At 67.0% G+C, this 19,933-nt stretch carries 22 protein-coding genes and 1 pseudogene; 11 read left to right on the top strand and 12 right to left on the bottom strand.

Annotated elements, in window-relative coordinates; translation table 11 throughout:
- The first annotated feature begins 74 nt into the window (after positions 1 to 74).
- Entirely contained in the window at positions 75 to 614 is a 540-nt protein-coding gene (locus tag ACK4FB_RS04265) for an SH3 domain-containing protein (protein WP_409748180.1), read from the top strand.
- 58 nt (positions 615 to 672) lie between these two features.
- Here ACK4FB_RS04265 and ACK4FB_RS04260 read toward each other — a convergent pair whose 3' ends face one another.
- The 8 genes from ACK4FB_RS04260 to cutA form a co-directional block, all read right to left on the bottom strand.
- Complete coding sequence (locus ACK4FB_RS04260) at positions 673 to 1,305, bottom strand: S24 family peptidase (protein ID WP_409748178.1); 633 nt, start codon at positions 1,303 to 1,305, stop codon at positions 673 to 675.
- A gap of 50 nt (positions 1,306 to 1,355) precedes the next feature.
- On the bottom strand, positions 1,356 to 1,784 hold the full coding sequence (locus ACK4FB_RS04255) for a hypothetical protein (RefSeq protein ID WP_409748176.1): 429 nt from the start codon (positions 1,782 to 1,784) through the stop codon (positions 1,356 to 1,358).
- 87 nt (positions 1,785 to 1,871) lie between these two features.
- Positions 1,872 to 2,222 carry a hypothetical protein gene (locus ACK4FB_RS04250; RefSeq protein ID WP_409748174.1) on the bottom strand — a complete coding sequence of 117 codons (351 nt, stop codon included), beginning with the start codon at positions 2,220 to 2,222 and terminating at the stop codon, positions 1,872 to 1,874.
- A gap of 63 nt (positions 2,223 to 2,285) precedes the next feature.
- Positions 2,286 to 2,636, bottom strand: coding sequence for a hypothetical protein (locus tag ACK4FB_RS04245; RefSeq protein ID WP_409748172.1), 351 nt, complete (start codon positions 2,634 to 2,636; stop codon positions 2,286 to 2,288).
- 66 nt (positions 2,637 to 2,702) lie between these two features.
- Entirely contained in the window at positions 2,703 to 3,104 is a 402-nt protein-coding gene (locus ACK4FB_RS04240; protein WP_409748171.1) for a PaaI family thioesterase, read from the bottom strand.
- Positions 3,101 to 3,571, bottom strand: a complete 471-nt coding sequence (locus ACK4FB_RS04235; RefSeq protein WP_409748169.1) for a PaaI family thioesterase — start codon at positions 3,569 to 3,571, stop codon at positions 3,101 to 3,103. The genes ACK4FB_RS04240 and ACK4FB_RS04235 overlap by 4 nt, the downstream gene beginning before the upstream one ends.
- 46 nt (positions 3,572 to 3,617) lie before the next feature.
- Positions 3,618 to 5,246: a response regulator gene (locus tag ACK4FB_RS04230; RefSeq protein ID WP_409748167.1), complete on the bottom strand. Its 1,629-nt coding sequence runs from the start codon at positions 5,244 to 5,246 to the stop codon at positions 3,618 to 3,620.
- A 92-nt stretch (positions 5,247 to 5,338) separates the two neighbouring features.
- On the bottom strand, positions 5,339 to 5,677 hold the full coding sequence (cutA, locus tag ACK4FB_RS04225; protein WP_409748165.1) for a divalent-cation tolerance protein CutA: 339 nt from the start codon (positions 5,675 to 5,677) through the stop codon (positions 5,339 to 5,341).
- Between the two features lie 51 nt (positions 5,678 to 5,728).
- Between cutA and queC the strand changes: the two genes are divergently transcribed.
- Genes queC through ACK4FB_RS04210 form a run of 3 tightly spaced genes read left to right on the top strand, consistent with a single transcriptional unit; the run spans position 5,729 to position 7,455 of the window.
- On the top strand, positions 5,729 to 6,448 hold the full coding sequence (gene queC, locus ACK4FB_RS04220) for a 7-cyano-7-deazaguanine synthase QueC (RefSeq protein ID WP_409748163.1): 720 nt from the start codon (positions 5,729 to 5,731) through the stop codon (positions 6,446 to 6,448).
- Positions 6,445 to 7,077 carry a 7-carboxy-7-deazaguanine synthase gene (queE, locus tag ACK4FB_RS04215; protein ID WP_409748161.1) on the top strand — a complete coding sequence of 211 codons (633 nt, stop codon included), beginning with the start codon at positions 6,445 to 6,447 and terminating at the stop codon, positions 7,075 to 7,077. The genes queC and queE overlap by 4 nt, the downstream gene beginning before the upstream one ends.
- Positions 7,078 to 7,083: 6 nt before the next feature.
- Positions 7,084 to 7,455 carry a 6-pyruvoyl trahydropterin synthase family protein gene (locus ACK4FB_RS04210; RefSeq protein ID WP_409748159.1) on the top strand — a complete coding sequence of 124 codons (372 nt, stop codon included), beginning with the start codon at positions 7,084 to 7,086 and terminating at the stop codon, positions 7,453 to 7,455.
- Here the strand turns inward: ACK4FB_RS04210 and ACK4FB_RS04205 are convergent.
- On the bottom strand, positions 7,452 to 8,345 hold the full coding sequence (locus ACK4FB_RS04205) for an MBL fold metallo-hydrolase (protein WP_409748157.1): 894 nt from the start codon (positions 8,343 to 8,345) through the stop codon (positions 7,452 to 7,454). The two genes, ACK4FB_RS04210 and ACK4FB_RS04205, sit on opposite strands and share 4 nt — an antisense overlap.
- A 65-nt stretch (positions 8,346 to 8,410) precedes the next feature.
- Between ACK4FB_RS04205 and ACK4FB_RS04200 the strand changes: the two genes are divergently transcribed.
- Positions 8,411 to 8,572: a hypothetical protein gene (locus ACK4FB_RS04200; RefSeq protein ID WP_409748155.1), complete on the top strand. Its 162-nt coding sequence runs from the start codon at positions 8,411 to 8,413 to the stop codon at positions 8,570 to 8,572.
- On the opposite strand, the gene ACK4FB_RS04195 is transcribed toward ACK4FB_RS04200, so the two are convergent.
- Both ACK4FB_RS04195 and ACK4FB_RS04190 read right to left on the bottom strand, forming a co-directional pair.
- Positions 8,569 to 8,970 (bottom strand): TIGR01244 family sulfur transferase, encoded by a 402-nt coding sequence (locus tag ACK4FB_RS04195; RefSeq protein WP_409748153.1) that lies wholly within the window; start codon positions 8,968 to 8,970, stop codon positions 8,569 to 8,571. The two genes, ACK4FB_RS04200 and ACK4FB_RS04195, sit on opposite strands and share 4 nt — an antisense overlap.
- Positions 8,967 to 9,491 (bottom strand): hypothetical protein, encoded by a 525-nt coding sequence (locus ACK4FB_RS04190; RefSeq protein ID WP_409748151.1) that lies wholly within the window; start codon positions 9,489 to 9,491, stop codon positions 8,967 to 8,969. The genes ACK4FB_RS04195 and ACK4FB_RS04190 overlap by 4 nt, the downstream gene beginning before the upstream one ends.
- A 287-nt stretch (positions 9,492 to 9,778) precedes the next feature.
- Between ACK4FB_RS04190 and ACK4FB_RS04185 the strand changes: the two genes are divergently transcribed.
- Together ACK4FB_RS04185 and ACK4FB_RS04180 are read left to right on the top strand one after the other, a co-directional pair.
- Positions 9,779 to 12,754, top strand: a complete 2,976-nt coding sequence (locus tag ACK4FB_RS04185) for a TonB-dependent receptor domain-containing protein (RefSeq protein ID WP_409748149.1) — start codon at positions 9,779 to 9,781, stop codon at positions 12,752 to 12,754.
- 176 nt (positions 12,755 to 12,930) lie between these two features.
- Positions 12,931 to 13,461 (top strand): hypothetical protein, encoded by a 531-nt coding sequence (locus tag ACK4FB_RS04180; protein ID WP_409748147.1) that lies wholly within the window; start codon positions 12,931 to 12,933, stop codon positions 13,459 to 13,461.
- Between the two features lie 10 nt (positions 13,462 to 13,471).
- On the opposite strand, the gene ACK4FB_RS04175 is transcribed toward ACK4FB_RS04180, so the two are convergent.
- Positions 13,472 to 14,416, bottom strand: coding sequence for a class I SAM-dependent methyltransferase (locus tag ACK4FB_RS04175; protein ID WP_409748145.1), 945 nt, complete (start codon positions 14,414 to 14,416; stop codon positions 13,472 to 13,474).
- Positions 14,417 to 14,821: 405 nt separating this feature from the next.
- Between ACK4FB_RS04175 and ACK4FB_RS04170 the strand changes: the two genes are divergently transcribed.
- The 4 genes and pseudogenes from ACK4FB_RS04170 to ACK4FB_RS04155 all read left to right on the top strand — a co-directional run.
- The gene (locus tag ACK4FB_RS04170; RefSeq protein ID WP_409748143.1) at positions 14,822 to 15,433 is read left to right on the top strand and encodes a TIGR02466 family protein; all 612 of its coding nucleotides are present in this window, start codon (positions 14,822 to 14,824) and stop codon (positions 15,431 to 15,433) included.
- Between the two features lie 61 nt (positions 15,434 to 15,494).
- Entirely contained in the window at positions 15,495 to 16,412 is a 918-nt protein-coding gene (locus ACK4FB_RS04165; RefSeq protein WP_409748141.1) for an alpha/beta hydrolase, read from the top strand.
- 87 nt (positions 16,413 to 16,499) lie between these two features.
- Complete coding sequence (ettA, locus tag ACK4FB_RS04160; RefSeq protein WP_409748139.1) at positions 16,500 to 18,167, top strand: energy-dependent translational throttle protein EttA; 1,668 nt, start codon at positions 16,500 to 16,502, stop codon at positions 18,165 to 18,167.
- 95 nt (positions 18,168 to 18,262) lie between these two features.
- Positions 18,263 to 19,933 (top strand): annotated as a pseudogene (locus ACK4FB_RS04155) (hypothetical protein); the annotation flags it as partial.

The following is a 19,933-nucleotide window of genomic DNA, read 5'->3' as shown; positions in this document are numbered from 1 at the left end:
GGCGTCCGAACCGCTTCAGGTTCGGCCCGATAGCCTCTCCTCATCGACAACGATCGAACAAAGGAGAGAGCGTCATGTCGAACCTGAAGTCTTCCTCGAAAGCCGCTCTGGCGGTGTTGATGGCCGGCGCCATGGGCCTGGCCGGAACCGCCTCGGCCCAGTCATTCGGCCAGCAGCCCCAGCGCCCTGTCGGCTCCGGCGTCCTCGGCTGCGACGCCCCCGGCGGACGCCAGCAGGCCGGCGCTGTGATCGGCGGCATACTGGGCGCAGCCCTGGGCACCCAGATCTCGCGCAACGAGCGTGAGCTGGGCGCGGTGGGCGGCGGCGTCCTGGGCGCTGCGGCCGGCTCCTACGTCGGTTGCCGTCAGCAGCGCGCGCGCCTCGACAATTACAACGCCGGCTATAACAACGGCCATGCGGAGGCTGCGGCCCGCGCCAACACCTATGTGGCCAACTCGAACCTGCGCATCCGCTCGGGCCCCTCCACCGGCTACGGCCAGATCGGCTCCATCGGCGCCGGTCAGAGCTTCCAGGTCGCGGGGTCGCAGGGCCAGTGGCTCCAGCTGGCCGGCGGCGGCTACGTCCATTCCGGCTACGTCCGCCGCGCGTACTGATCCTCCCGGCCGTGCGCGAGGCGAGGGCCGCTCCGAAAGGAGCGGCCCTTCTTCGTGCCTACTGGCTGACCCACAGGATCCGCGCCATCCAGTCGATGTCCCGGTGATGCAGGACGCGCGGCGGATGGGCCGGATTGATGGAGCCCAGCTCAACCCGCGTGGCGGTCAGACGCGTGACCTCCTTGGCCATGACCTCGCCGCCGGTGGTGCGCACCACCACCCGATCGCCCTTGCGCACGTCGGTCACGGCCCGGTCCACGATCACCACGTCGCCCTCGCGGTACAGGGGCGTCATGGAGTCCCCGCTGATCTTCAGGCTGAAGCGCGTATCTCCGCCGGCGGGCAGCAGGGTGCGGTCCCAGCCCTGGCCCGCCGGATAGCCTGCGTCGTCAAAGAAGCCCTCGGCTCCCGCCTGGGCCATGCCCAGCAGGGGCACGCTCTCGGCCGTGGCCGCGTCCCGCGCCAGCCGCGCGAAGTCGCCCAGGCTGACCCCCGCCACCTCCAGCGCCCGGGTCAGGCTCTCGGTGGACGGCCAGCGCGGCCGCGGCGGCTCGCCGGGCCCGAACCGCTTGGATCGGTTGAAGCTGGTGGGATCCAGTCCCGCCGCCCGCGCCAGCGCCGACGGCGTCATGCCCTCTCGCGCCGCCAGGGCGTCCAGACCTTTCCAGAGTTGGCCGTGCGTCAGCGCCAAGGCGATCTCCCGAATCGCCCGAATCTAGCATGAAATAGGAATAAAAGCCTCTATTCGAGCCCTGCGGCCCGCCGCTCCTGCCAGACCCAGAAGGTGCCGACAGTAAGAGAACCAAGGACCCCTAATGCGCCTATGTTGGCTACGGCGATATGGGACCAGGCCGGAAGGCGAAGATCAAACCAGGGGATCAAAAGCCCCGCGACCACCAGCAACTGAAAGGCCAAGGCCCAAGAGGGCCAGAAGCGAGTTGTCTTCCAGGTCAATCCAATAAGGAACACAAGAACCACGAGGTCTATGGCCACTATTCCGTATTGCAGGTGGTAGAGATCGGTCCTGTGCTGGAGGAGCATGGTTGCAAGCCATGAGACCAAGTAAACGCCGGCGAAGGCACGCTCTGGCTCTTCGCCTTTCCACATGGCGAAGCCCAAAGTTCCGACCACGATGACGGCGCCGATCTGGCTGTAGAGAGTGTCAAACACAAAACCGCCCCCAAGCCTGCGACCTGGAGGCGATAATGAAGGCTTTTCCCCTCAACCGATACGGTCGAGTGCGGAAATTACCAATATTTAAGCGACGCGGAGATCGGGGCGGACGAACGGGCGCTCCGAAGGGCGCGTCATGTCATCCGGCTTGTCCATCGGACCAGCGGCGTAGACGCCCCAGCCCATGCGGCGGTGATCCTTGGCCAGTTCCTGGTGGGCGGCGACGACGGCTTCACGGGCCTGGCCGAGGGTGGCGATCGCTTCCATGGCCTTGGCCTGCGCGCCCGCGCCGGCGATGGCCGACACGCTAAGTTCCGCGCGGCTGGCGATCATGGTCTGCACCAGGCTGGTGGCCTGGGCGATGGCGGCGTCCAGCGCCTGTTCCGTGGCGTAGAGCTCATTGGCGACGCCGTTGACGATTTCAGCCTTGTACACGTTCAAACCCTCCACTGTGGTTAGCAAAGGGTTAACATGGTTCATGTGCCCAGGCTAGTGTCTTTACCTTTGATTCACCATGTTTCGTACGCCGTTCGACCCGTCCATGGGCGGGCGGTCTTCCGGCTTGTCCATGGGGCCGGCGGCCAGCGTCTCCAGCCCCATGCGCCGGGCCAGGGCGGCAAGGGTCCTGTGACCGCCCCCGAGCCGCCCCCGGGCCTGGGTCAGGGCCGACAGGCAAGCCGCCAGATCCTCGAACGCCGCCTGCCCCGTGGCGCCCGAGACGCCCGCGCGCATTCGCGCCTCGGGAAGGGCGGCGGCCAGGGTCGCGACCTCGATCAGGGCGTGATCCAGGGCCGCCTCCGCGGCATGGAGTCGGCGGCTCAGATCGCGACCGACGAGTTCAGCGTGCATGGTTTCGCCCCTCCCTGGAGAGGGGAGCAGAACACGCCAGATGCGCGTTCCGCAACAATACTCGTTTCAGTTGTCGAGCAGGAAGTTGGCGGTCAGGGTGGCGATGGGCTGGCGCCGGGCTTCCTGCCACGCCTCGACCGTCACCGTGGCGACCCGGCGGCCCGCCTTGCTGACGTGAGCGCGGGCGAAGGTGTCCACGGGCTTGCCGGATCTCAGATAGGCCACCGTCACATTGATGGGACGAGGCAGACGGGCCCGGGGGTGCAGCAGCGCCAGTTGCGCCGTGGCCGTCAGTTCCAGCATCGCCGCGGTGGCGCCTCCGTGCAGGGCGGGCAGCATGGGGTTGCCGATCAGGTGGTCTGAAAACGGCATCACCACCGTCAACTCGTCGCCGGACTGCAGCGACTTCAGGCCCAGGAACCGGGCGTAGGGAATGCTGTCCAGATCGAAGGCGGCTGACTCGCTCATGCCCGCCCCCCGGGACGCGGGACATTGGCGCCGGCCCCGCGTTCCCCGTCAGAGTTGATGATATAGGCCGCCTGCGCGGCCGCCACGGGGTCCTCCGGATCCTGTTCATAGGCGAACGCCCGTACGAATCCGATGGAATGGGTCAGACGATAGCACCGGGCCCGCGCCAGCAGATCCCGCCCCGGTTCGGCCGCCCGCATGTAGTCGACGCGCAGGTCCAGTGTGGCGATGGGGCGGAATTCGCCCAGAGCCACCCACACCGCCAGGCCGCCCACATGATCCAGCATGGCGGTGACCAGCCCGCCTGCGAGCACGCCGGCGCCGGGATCGCCCACCAGATCGTCGCGATACGGCGCGCGGAGGGTCACGGCCTCGCCGTCCAGCGCCTCATACCGGAAGTCCAGGGCATGGGTGTGTGCGGAGCCGGCGGCCAGTTGGGGCAGCAGGGATTCAATGGAAAGGGCCATGGGCCGTGTCCTAGTTCATCAGAACAGGGCTGTCGCCCCTGCGGCGCTATCCCGCGAGGCGGGCGTCGCCGGATGCGGCCGGGGCCTCGGAATCGGACAGGGCGGCGTTGACCGCCATGCGCAGACGCTCGGGCTTGATGGGCTTTTCCACTACCGACGCCATGCCCGACGCCACGTATCTGCGGGCGTCATCCGGATCAGCGTTGGCGGTCAGGGCGATGATCGGCGTGCGGGACACCGGTCCGTCCAGGGCGCGGATGGCGAGGGTTGCGGCGACCCCGTCCATGCGCGGCATCTTGATGTCCATGAGGATCAGGTCGTAACGCGTCGACTGAACGGCCTCCAGCGCCTCAAGACCATCTTCCGCCGTTTCGGACGTGCATCCGAACATCTCGCACAGGGCCTGGGCCACCACCCGGTTCGTCGCATTGTCGTCCACGATCAGCACATGGGGCTGGCTCTGCAGGTGCAGTCCGGCGATCTCGGACACGTTTGTATCGGCCTCGACCTCGATAACGGCCTGCGGCGCGCACAGATCGAAGGCGAGGGTGACGCCCATGCCCTGGTTACGCTCGGCCCATATTCTGCCGTTCATGGCCTGAACGATGTGGCGGCAGATCGACAGGCCCAGACCAACCTCGCCCGCCGCTGCGCCGGCGTCGGCGACCTTGAGGAAGGTGGCGAAAAGATCCTCGTCATTCAGTCCCGCCAGGGCGGATCCATTATCCCGCACGCGGGCCTCGATCGCCACCGAGCCGCCGGCTGCTCGCGCCTTCAGGCTCACTTCAACCAGGCCGCCGCGAGAGAATTTCAGGGCGTTGCCGATCAGGTTGTCGAACACCTGCTTGAAGCGGCGTCCGTCCATCTGGCCCGCCAGCTCGGTGTCGCCTTCGTAGCCGACCATCAGCCGGACGCCCTGGTTCAGGGCGCGGGGCTCCCATTCGCTCTGGATCGCGTCCATCACGTCGCGCAGGACGGTCGCTCCGGGCTCGAGGATGAGTTCTCCGGCTTCGGCGCGGCTCAGGTCCATGGCGTTCTGGAGAATGCGCGCCAGCGTCTCCGAGGAATCGACGATGGTCTGCACATGGGCCTGCGCGTTCGGGCCGAGCGGCTGGCGCTGCAGCAATTCACCCACCGCCAGCATGCCGTTCAGGGGCGTGCGCAGGTCGTGGTTCAGGGCGTCGAGAAAGTCGCTGCGTCCACGGGCCACGGCCAGCGCCCGGTCCTGTTCCTCGGCGCGCGCCTGCTCCTGCTCCGCCAGGACGCGGATCTGATGATCCTTGCCCTCGTTTGCGGCGCGCAGCAGGGCCACGGCCGTGCCTACGCCCCAGTAGGCGCCGTCACGGGTGACGATGAAGCCACGCAGAAGTGCGCCGGGGCCGCTGTTCAGGATGGGGCCCGCGAAGGCGTCAATGTGAACGCCGGATTCCACGATGGCCGGCTCTGCGTCCATCACCACCTCGACGGTGCGGTCTGCATAGCGGGCGTGGCCATGGTCGCCGGCGTATTTCAGCAGGAAGGCGTCGCGCTCGATCAGACCGATGGGGCGGCCGTCCTCGACGACCGGTATGACGAGGGTGTCGGGCTCCGCCTGGAACCGCGCATACACCTGTCGCCCGAGGGTCTGAGGGCCGGCGGGGGTGATCCGCTCGGCAATGGACTCAATCGTCGGCATACGGCCGAGAACTCCCTGTTACCGGTGGACCATGCCCCAACAGGTTTTGCGGAAGGGTTAAGCTGGGGATGAATCCAGAAAAACCAGCGAATTCATTCGTGTAGTGGCGTTACGCTGCTCCTGATCCAGGCCAGGAAAGGATCGGATGACCCCTCCGATGATACCGGTAGCACCAGGACGCAGGCCGTGGCGTACGGATGCAGCGCCAGAATCCGGTCCTTCAGACGCGCCGCATTCTCCCGGGTCGTCTTGAACAGGGCCGGGATTTCCGTCGCGTCCTCGACCGCCTGCTCCCAGCGATAGATGGACCGCATGGGCCCCAGGATATTGACGCAGGCGCACAACCGCTCGGCCACCAGAACCCGCCCGGCCGACGCCGCGCTTTCCGCATCGGGCCATGTGGTGTAAAGCACCGCCACTTCGTTTTTCATCACTGGACTCCCTTGCATGCGCGCGGCCCCCGGGCCGACCGCAGATTTGTCATGAGCGCTTCCCCGATCAACCCTTCGTCCTCGGCCCTGGTTCTGTTCTCGGGCGGGCAGGACAGCGCCACGTGCCTGGCCTGGGCGCTGGACCGTTTCGCGCGGGTCGAGACGGTGGGCTTCGACTACGGCCAGCGCCATGCGGTCGAGATGCAGGCCCGGCTGAAGGTGCGCGACGGCATGGCCCGCGTGCTGCCCCAATACGTCGACCGCCTCGGCCCCGACCATGTGGTGGACATCACCGGCTTCGGCCGCATCGCCGACAGCGCCCTGACCACCGACCGGGCCATCGAGATGGACGCGCGCGGCCTGCCCACCACCTTCGTGCCGGGCCGCAATCTGGTGTTCCTGACCTACGCCGCCGCCCTGGCCGACCGGCGCGGGCTCCAGGTGCTGGTGGGGGGCATGTGCGAGACGGACTATTCCGGCTATCCCGACTGCCGACGCGAGACCATGGACGCCATGCAGCAGGCCCTGTCGCTGGGTCTGGACAAGCCGGTCCCTATCGAAACGCCCCTGATGCACCTGACCAAGGCCGGGACCTGGGCCCTTGCCCACGATCTGGGCGGCGATGCGCTGGTCCAGCTGATCATCGAGGACAGCCACACCTGCTACCTGGGCGACCGGGATCACCGCCACCCGTGGGGCTACGGCTGCGGAAGCTGCCCCGCGTGCGAGCTGCGCGCGGCCGGCTACGACCAGTGGGCGGCGGGCGCGTGACCTACACCGCCCGTGAAATCTTCCTCACCGTTCAGGGCGAGGGCGGCCAGGCCGGCCGTCCCGCCGTGTTCCTGCGTTTTTCCGGCTGCAATCTGTGGAGCGGGCGCGAACAGGACCGGGCTGCGGCCGTCTGCTCCTTCTGCGACACCGATTTCGTCGGCGTAGGCCCCGACGGCGGCAAGTTCGCCACGCCCGAGGCTCTGGCCGACCGTGTGGCGTCCCTGTGGCGGGGCGGGGAGGGCGGTCCCCGTCTGGTGGTCTGCACCGGCGGCGAGCCCCTGCTGCAACTGGACCCGCCCCTGATCGCCGCCCTGCACGCCCGCGGCTTCGAGATCGCGGTGGAGACCAACGGCACCATCGCGGCGCCCGACGGCCTCGACTGGATCTGCGTCAGCCCCAAGGCCGACGCCCCCGTCCTCCAGACCACCGGGCAGGAGCTGAAACTGGTCTATCCGCAGGCGCTGGCCCGGCCCGAACAGTTCGCCGACATGGCCTTCGAACGCTTCTGGCTCCAGCCCATGGACGGCCCAGACACGGCTGCCAATACGGCGGCGGCCATGGACTACTGCCTGCAACACCCCAAATGGCGCCTCAGCGTCCAGACCCACAAATACATCGGCGTGCGTTGACCTGACATGACCCAGCCTGTTTTCGAGATCACCAAGGCGGCCACCTTCGACGCGGCCCACCACTTCCCCAATGAGCCGGAGGGCAGCCCCTATCGGCGCATCCACGGCCACTCGTTCCAGGTGGAGGTGTCGATCCGCTCCGACCGGCTGGACGCCAACGGCTGGGTCGCGGACCTGAATGCGCTGGATGCGGCGCTGAAAGCCGCCGCCGGCGAGCTGGACCACGGCATGCTGAACGAGCACGCGGGCCTCGAAATCCCCTCCCTCGAACACCTGTGCCTGTGGTTCGTCCAGCGCCTGACCCCGGAATGGCCGGGCCTGTCCCGCGTCGTGGTCAGCCGCCCCACCATCCACGAACGCTGCGCCCTGGAGCTCTAGGACCTCAGCCGGAACGTGGCCGCCAGGCCCGGCTCCCCGTCGCACACGACCACGCCCCGCCGCGTCAGGTCGATCAGGTGCGCCAGCACCGACAGGGACGCCGCCGGCCACAGGCGTTCATCCACCGCCGCATACAGGCCAGGAACCATGTCGCTTATGGCCCGGTCGCCCGCTTCAAGTCGCGCCAGAATCTGCGCCTCCCGCTCCAGCCGGTGCGCCTTGTAGGCGGTCAGGAACGGCGCAACGTCGGTCACCGGCGCCCCGTGGGTCGGCCAAAGCGTATCGAACCCCCGCGCGGTCACCCGCTCCAAGCTGTCCATATACGCGCCCATGTCGCCGTCGGGCGGCGCCACCACGCTGGTGGCCCAGCCCATCACATGGTCGCCGCTGAACAGGGCGTTCTCCTCGATCAGGGCGAAGGCCAGATGGTTGGACGCATGACCCGGCGTCGCCAGCGTCTCCAGCGTCCAGTCCGGCCCCGCGACCCGGTCGCCGTCTGTCAGGATCACGTCGGGCCGGAACGTCTGGTCCTCCGCCTCGTCCAGCGCCCCCGAGGCGTGCGTCTCCTGCGCCGGCGGCCGCGCGGCCAGCACCAGCGCGCCCACCGCGTCGGCGAAGGGCCGGGCCAGCGGCGCGTGGTCCCGGTGCGTATGGGTCACCAGCACATGACTGACCGTCTCGCCCTCGACCGCCGCCAGCAGCGCGGCCAGATGCGCCCCGTCGTCCGGCCCCGGGTCGATCACCGCCACCGTCCCGTTCCCGACGATGTAGGTTCCCGTGCCCGTATAGGTGAACGGCCCGGGATTGTTCGCCACGACCCGGCGGATGCGCGGCGAGACGCGGCGGCAGACGCCGTATGCGGGATCAAGGTCTTTCACGAACGGGATCATGGGGCTTCCTTCGAACGGCGCGGACCTTGCGGTCAAGGCGGTCTGACCCGCCCGGAGGCGCCGAAATGGCCCGAACCCTCGCCCTGGACGCCCTCATCACTGTCTCAAATCGGCTCCAGCCCCTGACCGCCGCCGTGCTGTGTCTCATGGCGGCGCAACTGATCACCGCCTCCTGCACGCCGGAGCCCGCACAGCCCTACGCCGCCAGGGCGGCGGTGATTCGCTAGAGCGGCAGGCCGGACAGGTCGTACCCGGCCTCGGCGGCCGCCGCCCGCGCCGCATCGGGCGACATCGCGCCTGATGCCGTCCGGGCCATGGCCCATGCCGCGGTCGACCGCATGCCGGACCGGCAGTAGATCAGCACCGAGTCTGCAGTCTCCAGCAGATCCGCCATCGCCGCCGCGTCTGCGCGCGTGGGGCGGCCGGAAATCGGCGCCCAGGCGTAGGCCAGTCCGGCTGACCGCGCCCAGGCCTCGACCTGGGCGGAGGCCGGTTGCCCAGGATCTTCGCCGTCCGGGCGATTATTGATGATGAGCGTGACGCCCAGGTCCCTGGCGCGCGCCACGTCGTCGGGGGTGATCTGCCCCCAGACCCGAACGTCGGGCGTCAGAAGCCGGAAACTCACTGATCGCGCCGCACGCGGATGGCCCGGCTGCTTCCCACGGTCATCATGAAGCTGCCCAGGGATGCGCGGCGGACCCTGACTTCGGTTCCCTCGCGGTTGGGAAAGAACACCGATTCCGAATCGACCTGACGCCACACCGAGCCGTCGGTCAGTCGGAACACCCATTTGCCGTCCCCGCCTCGGCTGGCGCGGCTCAGTGTGGTTTCCAGACTGGAGATGTCTTCCTCGGCCGCAGCGTTGCGTCCGAAAGCGGGCAGGCTGGGCAGGTCGAAGCCGAAAAGAGCCTGTCGACTCTCCCGGACCTGATTGCGGTCCACCACCACGACCTCGCCCTCTCGCTCGGCTGCGTCCAGCGCTTCCACCGCCGCGTCATAGCAGGACAGCCGGGCCATCTGATCCCCCATCGTCCGGCAGGACGTCAGGCGGTTCAGCAACTCCGGCCGGGAGGACTCCTGGGCCTGGGCGATCGCGGGAAAAGTCAGGGCCGCCAGCACCGGCAGCACCGTTCGCAGGAAAGTCATGGGCGGGGGCCTTCTGTCGCCGGGGCGGTCGCCGCCATTTATTACACCTGACAACCTTCTCCGCCAGCTTGCGGCGCGGACGACAGAAGCGTGGCGAGAATGCGACAGTCCGGCGACTGGAATCTTACACGCCTGTAATTCCATTGACGCTTGAGGGACACAATCCATACCGTGGCGTCCAATCTGCTGGAATCTTCCTTGCGGATGACTGCTCAATCTAAACGTACCTGGCGGGGCAGGTCGGTCGCTTTGACCGATAGAGATCGCCGGTCTCAGGAGGGTGACACTTGAATATCCAGAATACTCGCGAACGCCTGTTGGCCTCGACGATGATCGGTGGCGCGGCGCTTCTCGCACTGGCCGCGACGCCCGCCATGGCGCAGGACCAGGAAGCGACCCGCGTCGAGGAGGTCGTCATTACGGGCACGCGTATCGCCCAGGCGAACCTGGTGACCACCAGCCCGGTGACCCAGGTCACGGGCGAGGAAATCACCAACGCCGGCGTGTCGCGCGTCGAGGATCTGGTGAACCAGCTGCCGCAGATCTTCGCGGGGCAGACCTCCACGACCGTCAACGGCTCGTCCGGCACCGCCACCGTCGATCTCCGGGGCCTCGGCCCGGCACGCACGGTCGTGCTGGTGGACGGACGCCGCATGCCCTACGGCTCGCCGGCCATCGCCGCCGCCGACCTGAACCAGATTCCGGCCGCCATGGTCGAGCGGGTTGAAGTCTACACCGGCGGCGCCTCGGCCGTTTACGGCGCCGACGCCGTGGCCGGTGTCGTCAACTTCATCATGCGCAAGAACTTCGAAGGCGTGCGGGTCGACGCCCAGTACGGCTTCTACCAACACAACAACGACTATGACGGCGTGGGCAATGTGCGGGCGGAAATCGCCCGTCGCGGCACCAGCAACCCCGCCGAGTTCCGTCTGCCGGAAGACAACGTCCGGGACGGTGAAACCACTCAGTTCAGCCTGGTCGTCGGCACCGACGTGGGCGGCGGACGCGGCAACATCACCAGCTACTTCACCTATCGTGAAAACAATCCGGTGTTCCAGGCCGACCGCGACTACTCGGCCTGCGCCATCGGCGCGCCCAATGCGGCTACCGGCCCGAACACCTACAGCTGCGGTGGCTCGGCCACCAGCGCCGGCGGTTACTTCACCGATTTCGACACGTTCGGCTTCACTCTGAACCCGAACAACCCGGCTGGCGAATTCATTCCCTACGACCCGAACGTCCACGCCTACAACTACGCGCCGATCAACTACTATATGCGCCCGGAGACGCGTTACTCCTTCGGCGTGTTCGCCAACTATGAGCTGAACCGTGCGGCTGAGGTCTACACCCAGCTGATGTTCACCGACAGCTCGACCCTGGCCCAGATCGCGCCGTCGGGTTCGTTCTTCAACAATGAAACCATCAACTGCGGAAACCCGCTGCTGTCGGCTCAGCAGTCGGCGGCCATCGGCTGTACCCCTGCTGACATCGCTGCCGACAACGACACCCTGCTGTATATCGGTCGTCGTAACGTCGAAGGCGGTCCGCGGGTCCAGGACTACAACCTGAACTCCTACCGGCTCGTCGGCGGCCTGCGCGGCGACATCACCGACGCCTGGTCCTACGACCTGACGGCGCAGTACGCCCGCGTGCAGTACACCGACCGCTATATCGGCGACTTCTCGTCCCAGCGGCTGGGCCGCGCCCTTGACGTGGTCAGCGTCGGCGGCGTTCCCACCTGTCGCTCGGTCGTTGACGGCACCGATCCGAACTGCGTGCCCTACAACCCGTTCCGTCCGGGCGGCATCACCGCAGAGCAGATCGAGTATCTGAGCCTGCCGCTGATCGCCACCGGCTATGTGACCAACCAGGTTCTGACGGCCGCCATGACCGGCGACCTGAGCGCCTATGGCGTGCAGAGCCCGTGGGCCTCCTCGGGCATGCAGGTGGCTTTCGGCACCGAGTACCGTCGGGACTTCCTGACCGTGAACACCGACTCCGGCTACCAGTCCGGCGACGGCACGGGTCAGGGCGGCGCGTTCATCGGCATCACGGGCGCCACCACGGCGCGGGACTACTTCGCCGAGTTGATCCTGCCGATCGCCGAGGGCCTGCCTTTCGCCGATTCCATCACCCTGGACGCCGCCTATCGTCACTCGCAATACAACCTCGCGGAGGACACCGACACCTACCAGGTCGGCCTGGGCTGGGCGCCGACGCGGGACATCCGTTTCCGGGCGTCATACGCCCGTGCGGTTCGCGCGCCGAACGTGTTCAACTACTTCAACGCCCAGAACGTGGTCCTCTTCGGCCGCGGCGGCGGCGACCCCTGCGGCGCGGCGGCTACGGCCACCCTGGCGCAGTGCGTCGCCACCGGCGTGCCCGCCTCCAACTACGGCACCGCCAACATCGACAGCCCCGCCAATCAGTACAATAATCTGACCGGCGGCAATCCCGACCTGAACGCTGAAGAGGCCGACACCTATACCTACGGCCTGGTCTTCACGCCGTCCTTCCTGCCCGGCTTCAACCTCTCGATCGACTATTTCGACATCGAGATTTCGGGCGCGATCGGCACCTTCGGCGCCAACAACACCATCGACGCCTGCTACGGCATCGGCGCCTTCGCGGGCGCAGGCAGCGACGCAGCCGCCTGTGCTCGTCTGAACCGCGCTCCGGGTGGACAGCTGTGGACCAACAACGGCTTCGTGGAAAACCTCACCATCAACACGGGCGGTGAGCGGACCACGGGTATCGACGTGGTCGCCAACTACAACATGAACCTGGATGACTACGGTCTTGCGGGCATGGGCGGGCTGTCGTTCAACCTGACGGGAACCTGGCTCGAGTCTCTGGAGAACACGCCCTTCGACGGAGCTCCGGCTCTGGAGTGCGTGGGCTACTATGAGAACAACTGCGGCTTCGGTTCTCCCGAGTGGCGTCACCGCTTCACCACCAGCTGGGCCACCCCGTGGGATGTGAACCTGCTGCTGACCTGGCGCTACCATGGAGAGGTCGAGCACTTCGGTCTGACCGGAGCTGGACTGGACCGCCTCGACCGCTATTTCGACGCCTACAACTGGTTCGATATCGGCGCCACGTGGCAGGCTTTCGACAACACCCGCGTCCGTGTCGGCATCAACAACGTGTTCGACAAGGACCCGCCCCTCAGCTACTCGGGCGGCGGCAACGGCAACACCTACCCGGGCGTCTATGACTCCATGGGCCGCTACATCTTCTTCGGCATCACCGCCGACTTCTAAAAAGAAGCTGCAAGCGTGAAATCGGGGCGGCGGACTTTCGGGTCCGCCGCCCTTTTTCGTGGCGCATGCGTGATTTCGTCGCCCCAGAAAAACCACCTGGGCCCGTCATGCGTTAGGGTCGATGGCTCAGGCGCGGTGCGCCCGACCATGACGCTATTCGCTATTCAGGAAGCCGCATGTCCGCTCTGTTCGCCCTTGTCGCTGCTCTCGCCGTCCAGCCCGTGGATGACGGCCCTATCCGTACAGGCGGATCCGCCGCAGAAAGCGCCCAGGCCGTGCGTGTCCGCGAGGCGATCGCCTATTCCTACGCCCTTCCTCCCGGCGCCCCCACCGACGATTACGCCCTGACCGCCTGGTGCGACGCCCTCGTCACAGGCCATGTCCGCCTGGGCGAGACCCTGACCGATCCCTCGGATCTGGATCAGGAGATCATGCGTCTGGGCCGGCTTGAGGCGGCCGATTTCCAGGCCGGCCTGAACGCTGCCCGCAGCCGCCAGTCGCCCGAGAGCCTCGCCGCGGCCGAGGCCGCAGCCGCCGAACGCACCGCCCTGTGGGACGCCGCCATCGCCCGCGAGGATGAAAGCTCCCGCAGCGAAGTGTTCGGCCTGTTCTTCGGTCTGCCGGGGCGTTGCGAGCACGCCGCCCGCCGCCTGCGCGACAACATCACCACCCCGCCCGCCACGCCTCAGGATGTTGGTCTGGACTAGGTCTGCAAACTCAGCCGGTCTTCTTCAGCGTCACTCGCCAACCGATGAGGGCGCCGTGATCGTCGTGGGCCTCTGTCTTCTCCTCGACGGTCAGGCCGCAATCCCGGGCATGGGCGAGGAAGTCTGACATGGCGGCCTCGTCCAGCGCGGACCGGATCTGGCTCTGCTGACGACGGCGCCAGGCTGTGTTGGCGGTTTCCGCCTGGGCCAGGCTCTGCAGGGCGCTTTCCGGACGATAGGCCCCGGCGCGCCCGGAAAGGTCAGTCATGAAGGCGAGGTACTGACGGGCGGTCATGGCTCCGGGCTCGTCGCCCAGTCGGGACGTCGCGCGGCCCACGGCCTTCCGGAACGCCGTTTCGGCCGCCCTGATCTTGTCGCTGGCGGGGTTCGTCTGGTGCGCCCGGAAGGTCTGTCGCGCCAGTCTGATCAGGGCCCCGCCGCCCTCCACGCGCTGCAGGGCCGCCAACTCCGTCCTGGCCTGCCGGGTGATGACGCTGCCTTCGTGATGCATCAGGAGCAGCACCGGGGCGTCGGGCTTCAGAACCCGCGCCAGTTCCGACAGGGCCGCCCTGCGGTCGGCGTATTCGATCCCGAATTGTGATGAGGCGGCGTCGAAGGTTTCGGCCTCGAAGGGCAACTGCTCCAGGCGGACTCCCCCGACCAGGCTGAACGGGCCCTTGCTCTGGGGAAGGTCAGCGTAATCAACGCCCACGACCTCGAACGCCCGCTCGCCCAGCCGGGCGGCCTCGCAAGCATAGCCCGCGACCTGGCCCCCGCCGGTGGCCAGATCGAGCACGCGGGAGCCGGGTGGGATCTGCCCGAAGAACGACAGCCACATGGCTCGGGCTTCGAACGGGCGGCGGACTCCGGCCGGCCCCGTGGTCAGAACCTCGGGTCTGGCGCCGCGCCAGTAGTCGCTCCAGTGCCAGCTGGCGTCCGCTTCCGATCGTGTCATCCTGGCCCCTGGTCCATGCGCCCGCCTTTCCACAAGGTAACGGACAGCCGGAGACCCTCAAACATAAACCACACCGCGGCGCCGACCGATGATCACGCCTTCCGCCCGGCCCATGCGCCACCACGTCCCCGGCCGGCCGGCCGGCCGTGCCTGGACAGGTCGGGCTGCAATGGGGGGCGCGGGCCCCTGATCCCGCTTTCTGCGCCGCCTTTTTTAGCCCGCACTGTCCGCCGGCCCTATAATGGCCCGGGGCGGAATAGCGGCCGGAGGGCGAATTCAACAATTCAGACAATTCAGACACTGTTTTTTCGCCGCGCGTTGGACTCAGTTGCACTCCAATTGCACTGTTTTTCGTCCCCGAGCCTTACGTCCACCCCGCCCGATCGGGCCCATCTCCGGCTGACCATGTCCCTGCGCCCCCTGTTCGTGACCCAGGTCTATGAGGCCTCACTGGCCGACACGCCCGGCTTTGATGACCTCGGCGACGGCCTGCTCGACCTCATCGCCATGCTGGCGTCCGAGGACACGGCCGGCCGGGCCTGGTGCCGCAGCCATGGCTATCGCGGATACACGTCATACGGGTCTCTGAACGACCTGCCGCGCCGCTTCCCCGAGTTCGCGGAGCTCAAGCGCCACCTTGATCGCCACGCCGCCGCCTACGCCAGGGCTCTGAACTTCGACCTGGCCCGAAAGCCCCGCCTCGACAACCTGTGGGTGAACGTCCTCAAGCCAGGCGGCGGCCATTCCGGCCACATCCACCCCCACGCCTTCCTGTCGGGCACGGTCTATCTGGCGGTCCCCGACGGGGCCTCGTCCCTCAAGCTGGAAGACCCCCGCCTGCCCATGATGATGGCCCGCCCCGCCGTCCACGCCGACGCGCCCGAGGCCGAGCGCCCGTTCGTCTACCTGTCCCCCGCCGAGGGCACGGTCCTGATGTGGGAAAGCTGGCTCCGCCACGAGGTCCCCCCCAACGCCGCCAAGTCCGAGCGGGTCTCCATCAGCTTCAACTACGCCTGACCGTCATATTTCGGTCCCCCCGCCTCGTCATCCCTGCGGCCAAGCTTCAGAGAGGTGTGCGATGCTGAGACGAGGGTTGATCCTGGCGGGTCTGCTGACAATGGGCCTGTCGGCCTGCGGCGACACGGCGACGAGCGCAGAACAGCCACCGGCCCAGCCGCCCTCATCAGCCACCGCCCAGCGCGGGCAGGGGAGCCCCTACGAACTCCTCGGCACCCAGGTCTGGGACGTGCCCGACCCGGTGTCCGGCCGCGACTATCAGGTCTTCGTCGCCCTGCCGCCCGGCTATGACGCCGAACCAAACCGCCGCTATCCGGTGCTCTATGTCACCGACGCGGACTACGCCTTCCCGCTGCTGCGCCAGATCACCCGCCGCGTGAATCTGGACGAGCCGATGATTGAGGCGTTCATCCTGGTCGGCCTCTCCTACGCGGTGGGTGAAGGCGGCGGCGCCAGCCGCGCCCGCGACTACACCCCGGTCGCCATCAACGACCGGACCGGCGGCGGCGCGGCCTACCAGACCTACTTGAAGACCCAGGTCCTGCCCTTCATCGAGGGCCGCTTCCGGGCGGATCCGGCGCGGCGCATCCTGCTGGGCCATTCCTACGGCGGCCTGCTGGGCGCCCAGATCATGTTCAGCGAGCCCGCGCTCTTCGACGGCTATATCCTCGGCAGCCCGTCCTTCTGGTTCGGCGATCACGCCATGATGCGGGCCGAGGCCGACTACGCCCAGGCCCACACGGACCTCCCCGCGCGGGTCTATATGTACATCGGGGAATACGAGACGCCGGGTGGGGGGCGGCGCAACAACCGCTATGACATGGTCGGCGACAACGCCCGCTTCGAGGCCCGGCTCCGGTCCCGCAACTATGAGGGCCTGACCCTGTCCAGCGAGGTTCTGAACGATGAGGACCACCTGACCGTGGCCCCGCGCGGCTTCACCCACGGCCTGCTGGCGCTGCTGCCGGCTCGGGACTGACGCCGCTACGTTTGCCTAAAGCCCGCGCAATCGCTACATCCCGCGCAACCTCCCCACACGAACGCAAGCAAGGGCGCACCGCACCTCATGGCGCAGCAATACATCTTCCAGATGCAGGGCCTGACCAAGACCTTTCCTGGCGGCAAGAAGATCTTCGAGAACATCTGGCTCAGCTTCTACAACGACGCCAAGATCGGCGTGGTCGGGGTCAACGGCTCCGGCAAGTCCACCCTGCTGAAGATCATGGCCGGTCTCGACACCGAGTTCACGGGCGAGGCCCGGGCCGCCGACGGCGTCAAGCGCGGCTATCTGGAGCAGGAGCCGCACCTGAACCCCGAGCTGAACGTGCGCCAGAACGTGGAGTCCTGGTGCGAGGAGAAGCAGTGGGTCGAGCGCTTCAACGCCATCGCCGCCGAGATGGCCGAGGACTACTCCGACGCGCTGATGGAAGAGATGACGGCGCTGCAGGAGAAGATCGACGCCGCCGACGTCTGGGACATCGACAGCCGCATCGAGATGGCCATGGACGCCCTGCGCTGTCCGCCCGACGACTGGGAGGTCACCAACCTGTCCGGCGGTGAGAAGCGCCGCGTGGCGCTGGCCCGCCTGCTGCTGTCCAAGCCGGACATGCTGCTGCTCGACGAACCGACCAACCACCTGGACGCCGAGTCCGTGGCCTGGCTGCAGCACCACCTGGAGAACTTCCCCGGCTGCGTCATCCTGGTGACCCACGATCGCTACTTCCTCGATCTCGTCACCAAGTGGACGCTGGAGCTGGACCGCGGCAAGGGCCACCCTCACGAGGGCAACTACTCCAGCTGGCTGGAGGCCAAGCAGAAGCGGGTGGTTCAGGAGAACTCCGAGTCCGAAGCCCGCCAGCGCGCCCTGACCCGGGAACTGGAATGGGTCCGCTCGGGCGCCAAGGCCCGTCAGGCCAAGTCCAAGGCCCGTCTGGCCGCCTATGAGCGCATGGTCGAGGAGCAGGAGAGCGCGCGCGGGGCCCAGACCCACGCGCACATCCAGATCCCGCCCGGCCCGCGTCTGGGCAATGTGGTGCTGGAGGTGGAGGGCCTGCAGAAGTCGTATGGCGACAAGCTGCTGTTCGACAACCTGACCTTCAAGCTGCCGCCCAACGGCATCGTCGGCGTCATCGGCCCCAACGGCGCCGGCAAGTCGACCATGTTCAAGCTGATCACCGGCCAGGAAAAGCCCGACGGCGGCTCCATCAAGGTCGGCGAGACCGTCAAGCTGGCCTATGTGGACCAGTCCCGCGACGACCTGAAGCCGGACGAGACCATCTGGCAGGCCATCTCCGGCGGCACCGACGTGATGATGGTGGGCAAGCGCGAGATCAACACCCGCGCCTATGTGGGCAGCTTCAACTTCAAGGGCGGCGACCAGCAGAAGAAGGTCGGCCAGCTGTCCGGCGGTGAGCGCAACCGCGTCCACCTGGCCAAGACCCTGGCGTCGGGCGGCAACCTGATCCTGCTCGACGAACCGACCAACGATCTGGACATCGAGACCCTGCAGAACCTGGAAGAGGCCCTGGAGCAGTTCGCCGGCTGCGCCGTGGTCATCTCCCACGACCGCTGGTTCCTGGACCGTCTGGCCACCCACATCCTGGCCTTCGAGGGCGACAGCCACGTGGAATGGTTCGAAGGGAACTTCGAAGCCTACGAGGAAGACAAGAAGCGCCGCCTCGGCGCCGACAGCCTCATCCCCCACCGCATCAAGTTCCAGAAGTTCGGGCGGTAAACAAAGCAGGTGGTTCGCGCGGAATACGACTTCCGCGCGAACAACTTCCGTGCTGAACTGCGAAGCTTCCAGGGATACTTTTGGGGCCGTACTTCATGCCGACCGATCGCAGCACCGTCTTTCCGTCCAGCGGCTCAATGGCTGTCGATCAGACGTCGGGCATTGTCTATTCCATCGGCGCGGGCCGCGTGACGCTATGGAATGCGAACACCGGCACGTTTCTGGCGCCTATCGACCTGCCCGGGAACCTGGCCGGCATCGCTGTGTCGCCTGACGGGCGCTGGCTGCTGGTGGGTTCGGCGAATCTCGTCACCGTGAATGGCGAGTCCCACGTCGCCATCCACCGCATCGACCTGACCACGATGGAGCGGGATGTGGTCACCATCGAGGCGGCTTATTATGAGGGCGGGGTCGCCGACATAGCCGTCGATTCAAACGGGATGGTTCTGTTCACCACCCAGTTCATGGGGTCCGGGTGGACGCCGTTGCGATTTTTCGACGTCGCCGACGCTGACGCCGTCCCGGCCCGCGTTCCCGGCGTGCAGGAGGTCAGGGGCGGGTCAGATCTGATCGCATCCCCGAGCGGCAATTTCATCCTCGTCACCGAAAGCAACATCAGCAACGGCCCCATCGCTCTCTACTCGACGCAGCAAGGCCGCGTCATTGCAGACACGGATTTGTATGCGTCTGACTTGTCGGGTTTCAATGACGGGCGCGCTGACATCAGCGACGCCGGCTTTATCGCCGTGGTCACCTACAACACGTTTCTCATCTACGACCGTGATCTCAACGTGGTGAGGGATTTTACATCAGGTTCCCATATCGCCGACGCCCAGTTCAGCCACGATGGTCGCCACCTGTTCGTTCTCAACGTCGAGACGGACCGCATCGAGATTTACCGTACGTCCGACTGGACGATGGTGGGCGGTGCGGACGTCGGCGTCGACCTTCACAGGGACGGAAACGGTTCCTCCTATGGTCGACTGGACCTGGTGGGTGATGGGGAGTTGCTGCTGGTCACGACGCCTGCGGGCGTTCGCGTGATCGACCTGCTGGTTCACGCGACAACCACCTCGATCGGAACCGGCGCGTCCGAGACATTGTATGGCTCCGTTGGCGCCGACGTGCTGATGGGGGAGGGGGGCGACGACCGTCTTGAAGGCGGCGCCGGCGACGACCGGCTCTACGGCGGAGCGGGCAACGATCTCCTTATCGGAGGGTCCGGCGCGGATCACATGGAGGGGGGAGCGGGGAACGACGTCTATTACGTCGACAACCGCGACGATCTCGTGATCGAAGCGGCCGGGGGCGGCGTCGATACGGTATTCACGACCGTCAGCTTCGACGCCCGTCTCACCCATGTGGAAAACCTGAGGGCGCAGGGCCGCGCGGCGCTCAATCTCGTGGGCAATGATCTGGACAACGACATCATCGGCAACAACGCCGCCAACATCATAAAGGGCGGGGGCGGCGCCGATCGCATGGAAGGTCGAGGCGGCGACGACACCTACTATGTGGACAACCGGGGCGACGTGGTGATCGAGGTCGCCGGCGGCGGTATCGACACAGTGTTCACGACCGTCAGCTTCGACGCTCGCACCACCCATGTGGAGAATCTGAGGGCGCAGGGCGGCGCGGCCCTCGATCTCATCGGCAATGACCTGGACAACGACATCATCGGCAACAACGCGGCCAACATCATCAAGGGCGGCGCCGGCGCCGATCGCATGGAAGGGCTGGGCGGCGACGACACCTACTATGTGGAC

The organism is Brevundimonas sp. (assembly GCF_046299535.1).
Classification (GTDB): domain Bacteria; phylum Pseudomonadota; class Alphaproteobacteria; order Caulobacterales; family Caulobacteraceae; genus Brevundimonas.
Note: the sequence above shows the minus strand (reverse complement) of the source record. Positions and strands in the feature narration are given on the sequence as shown.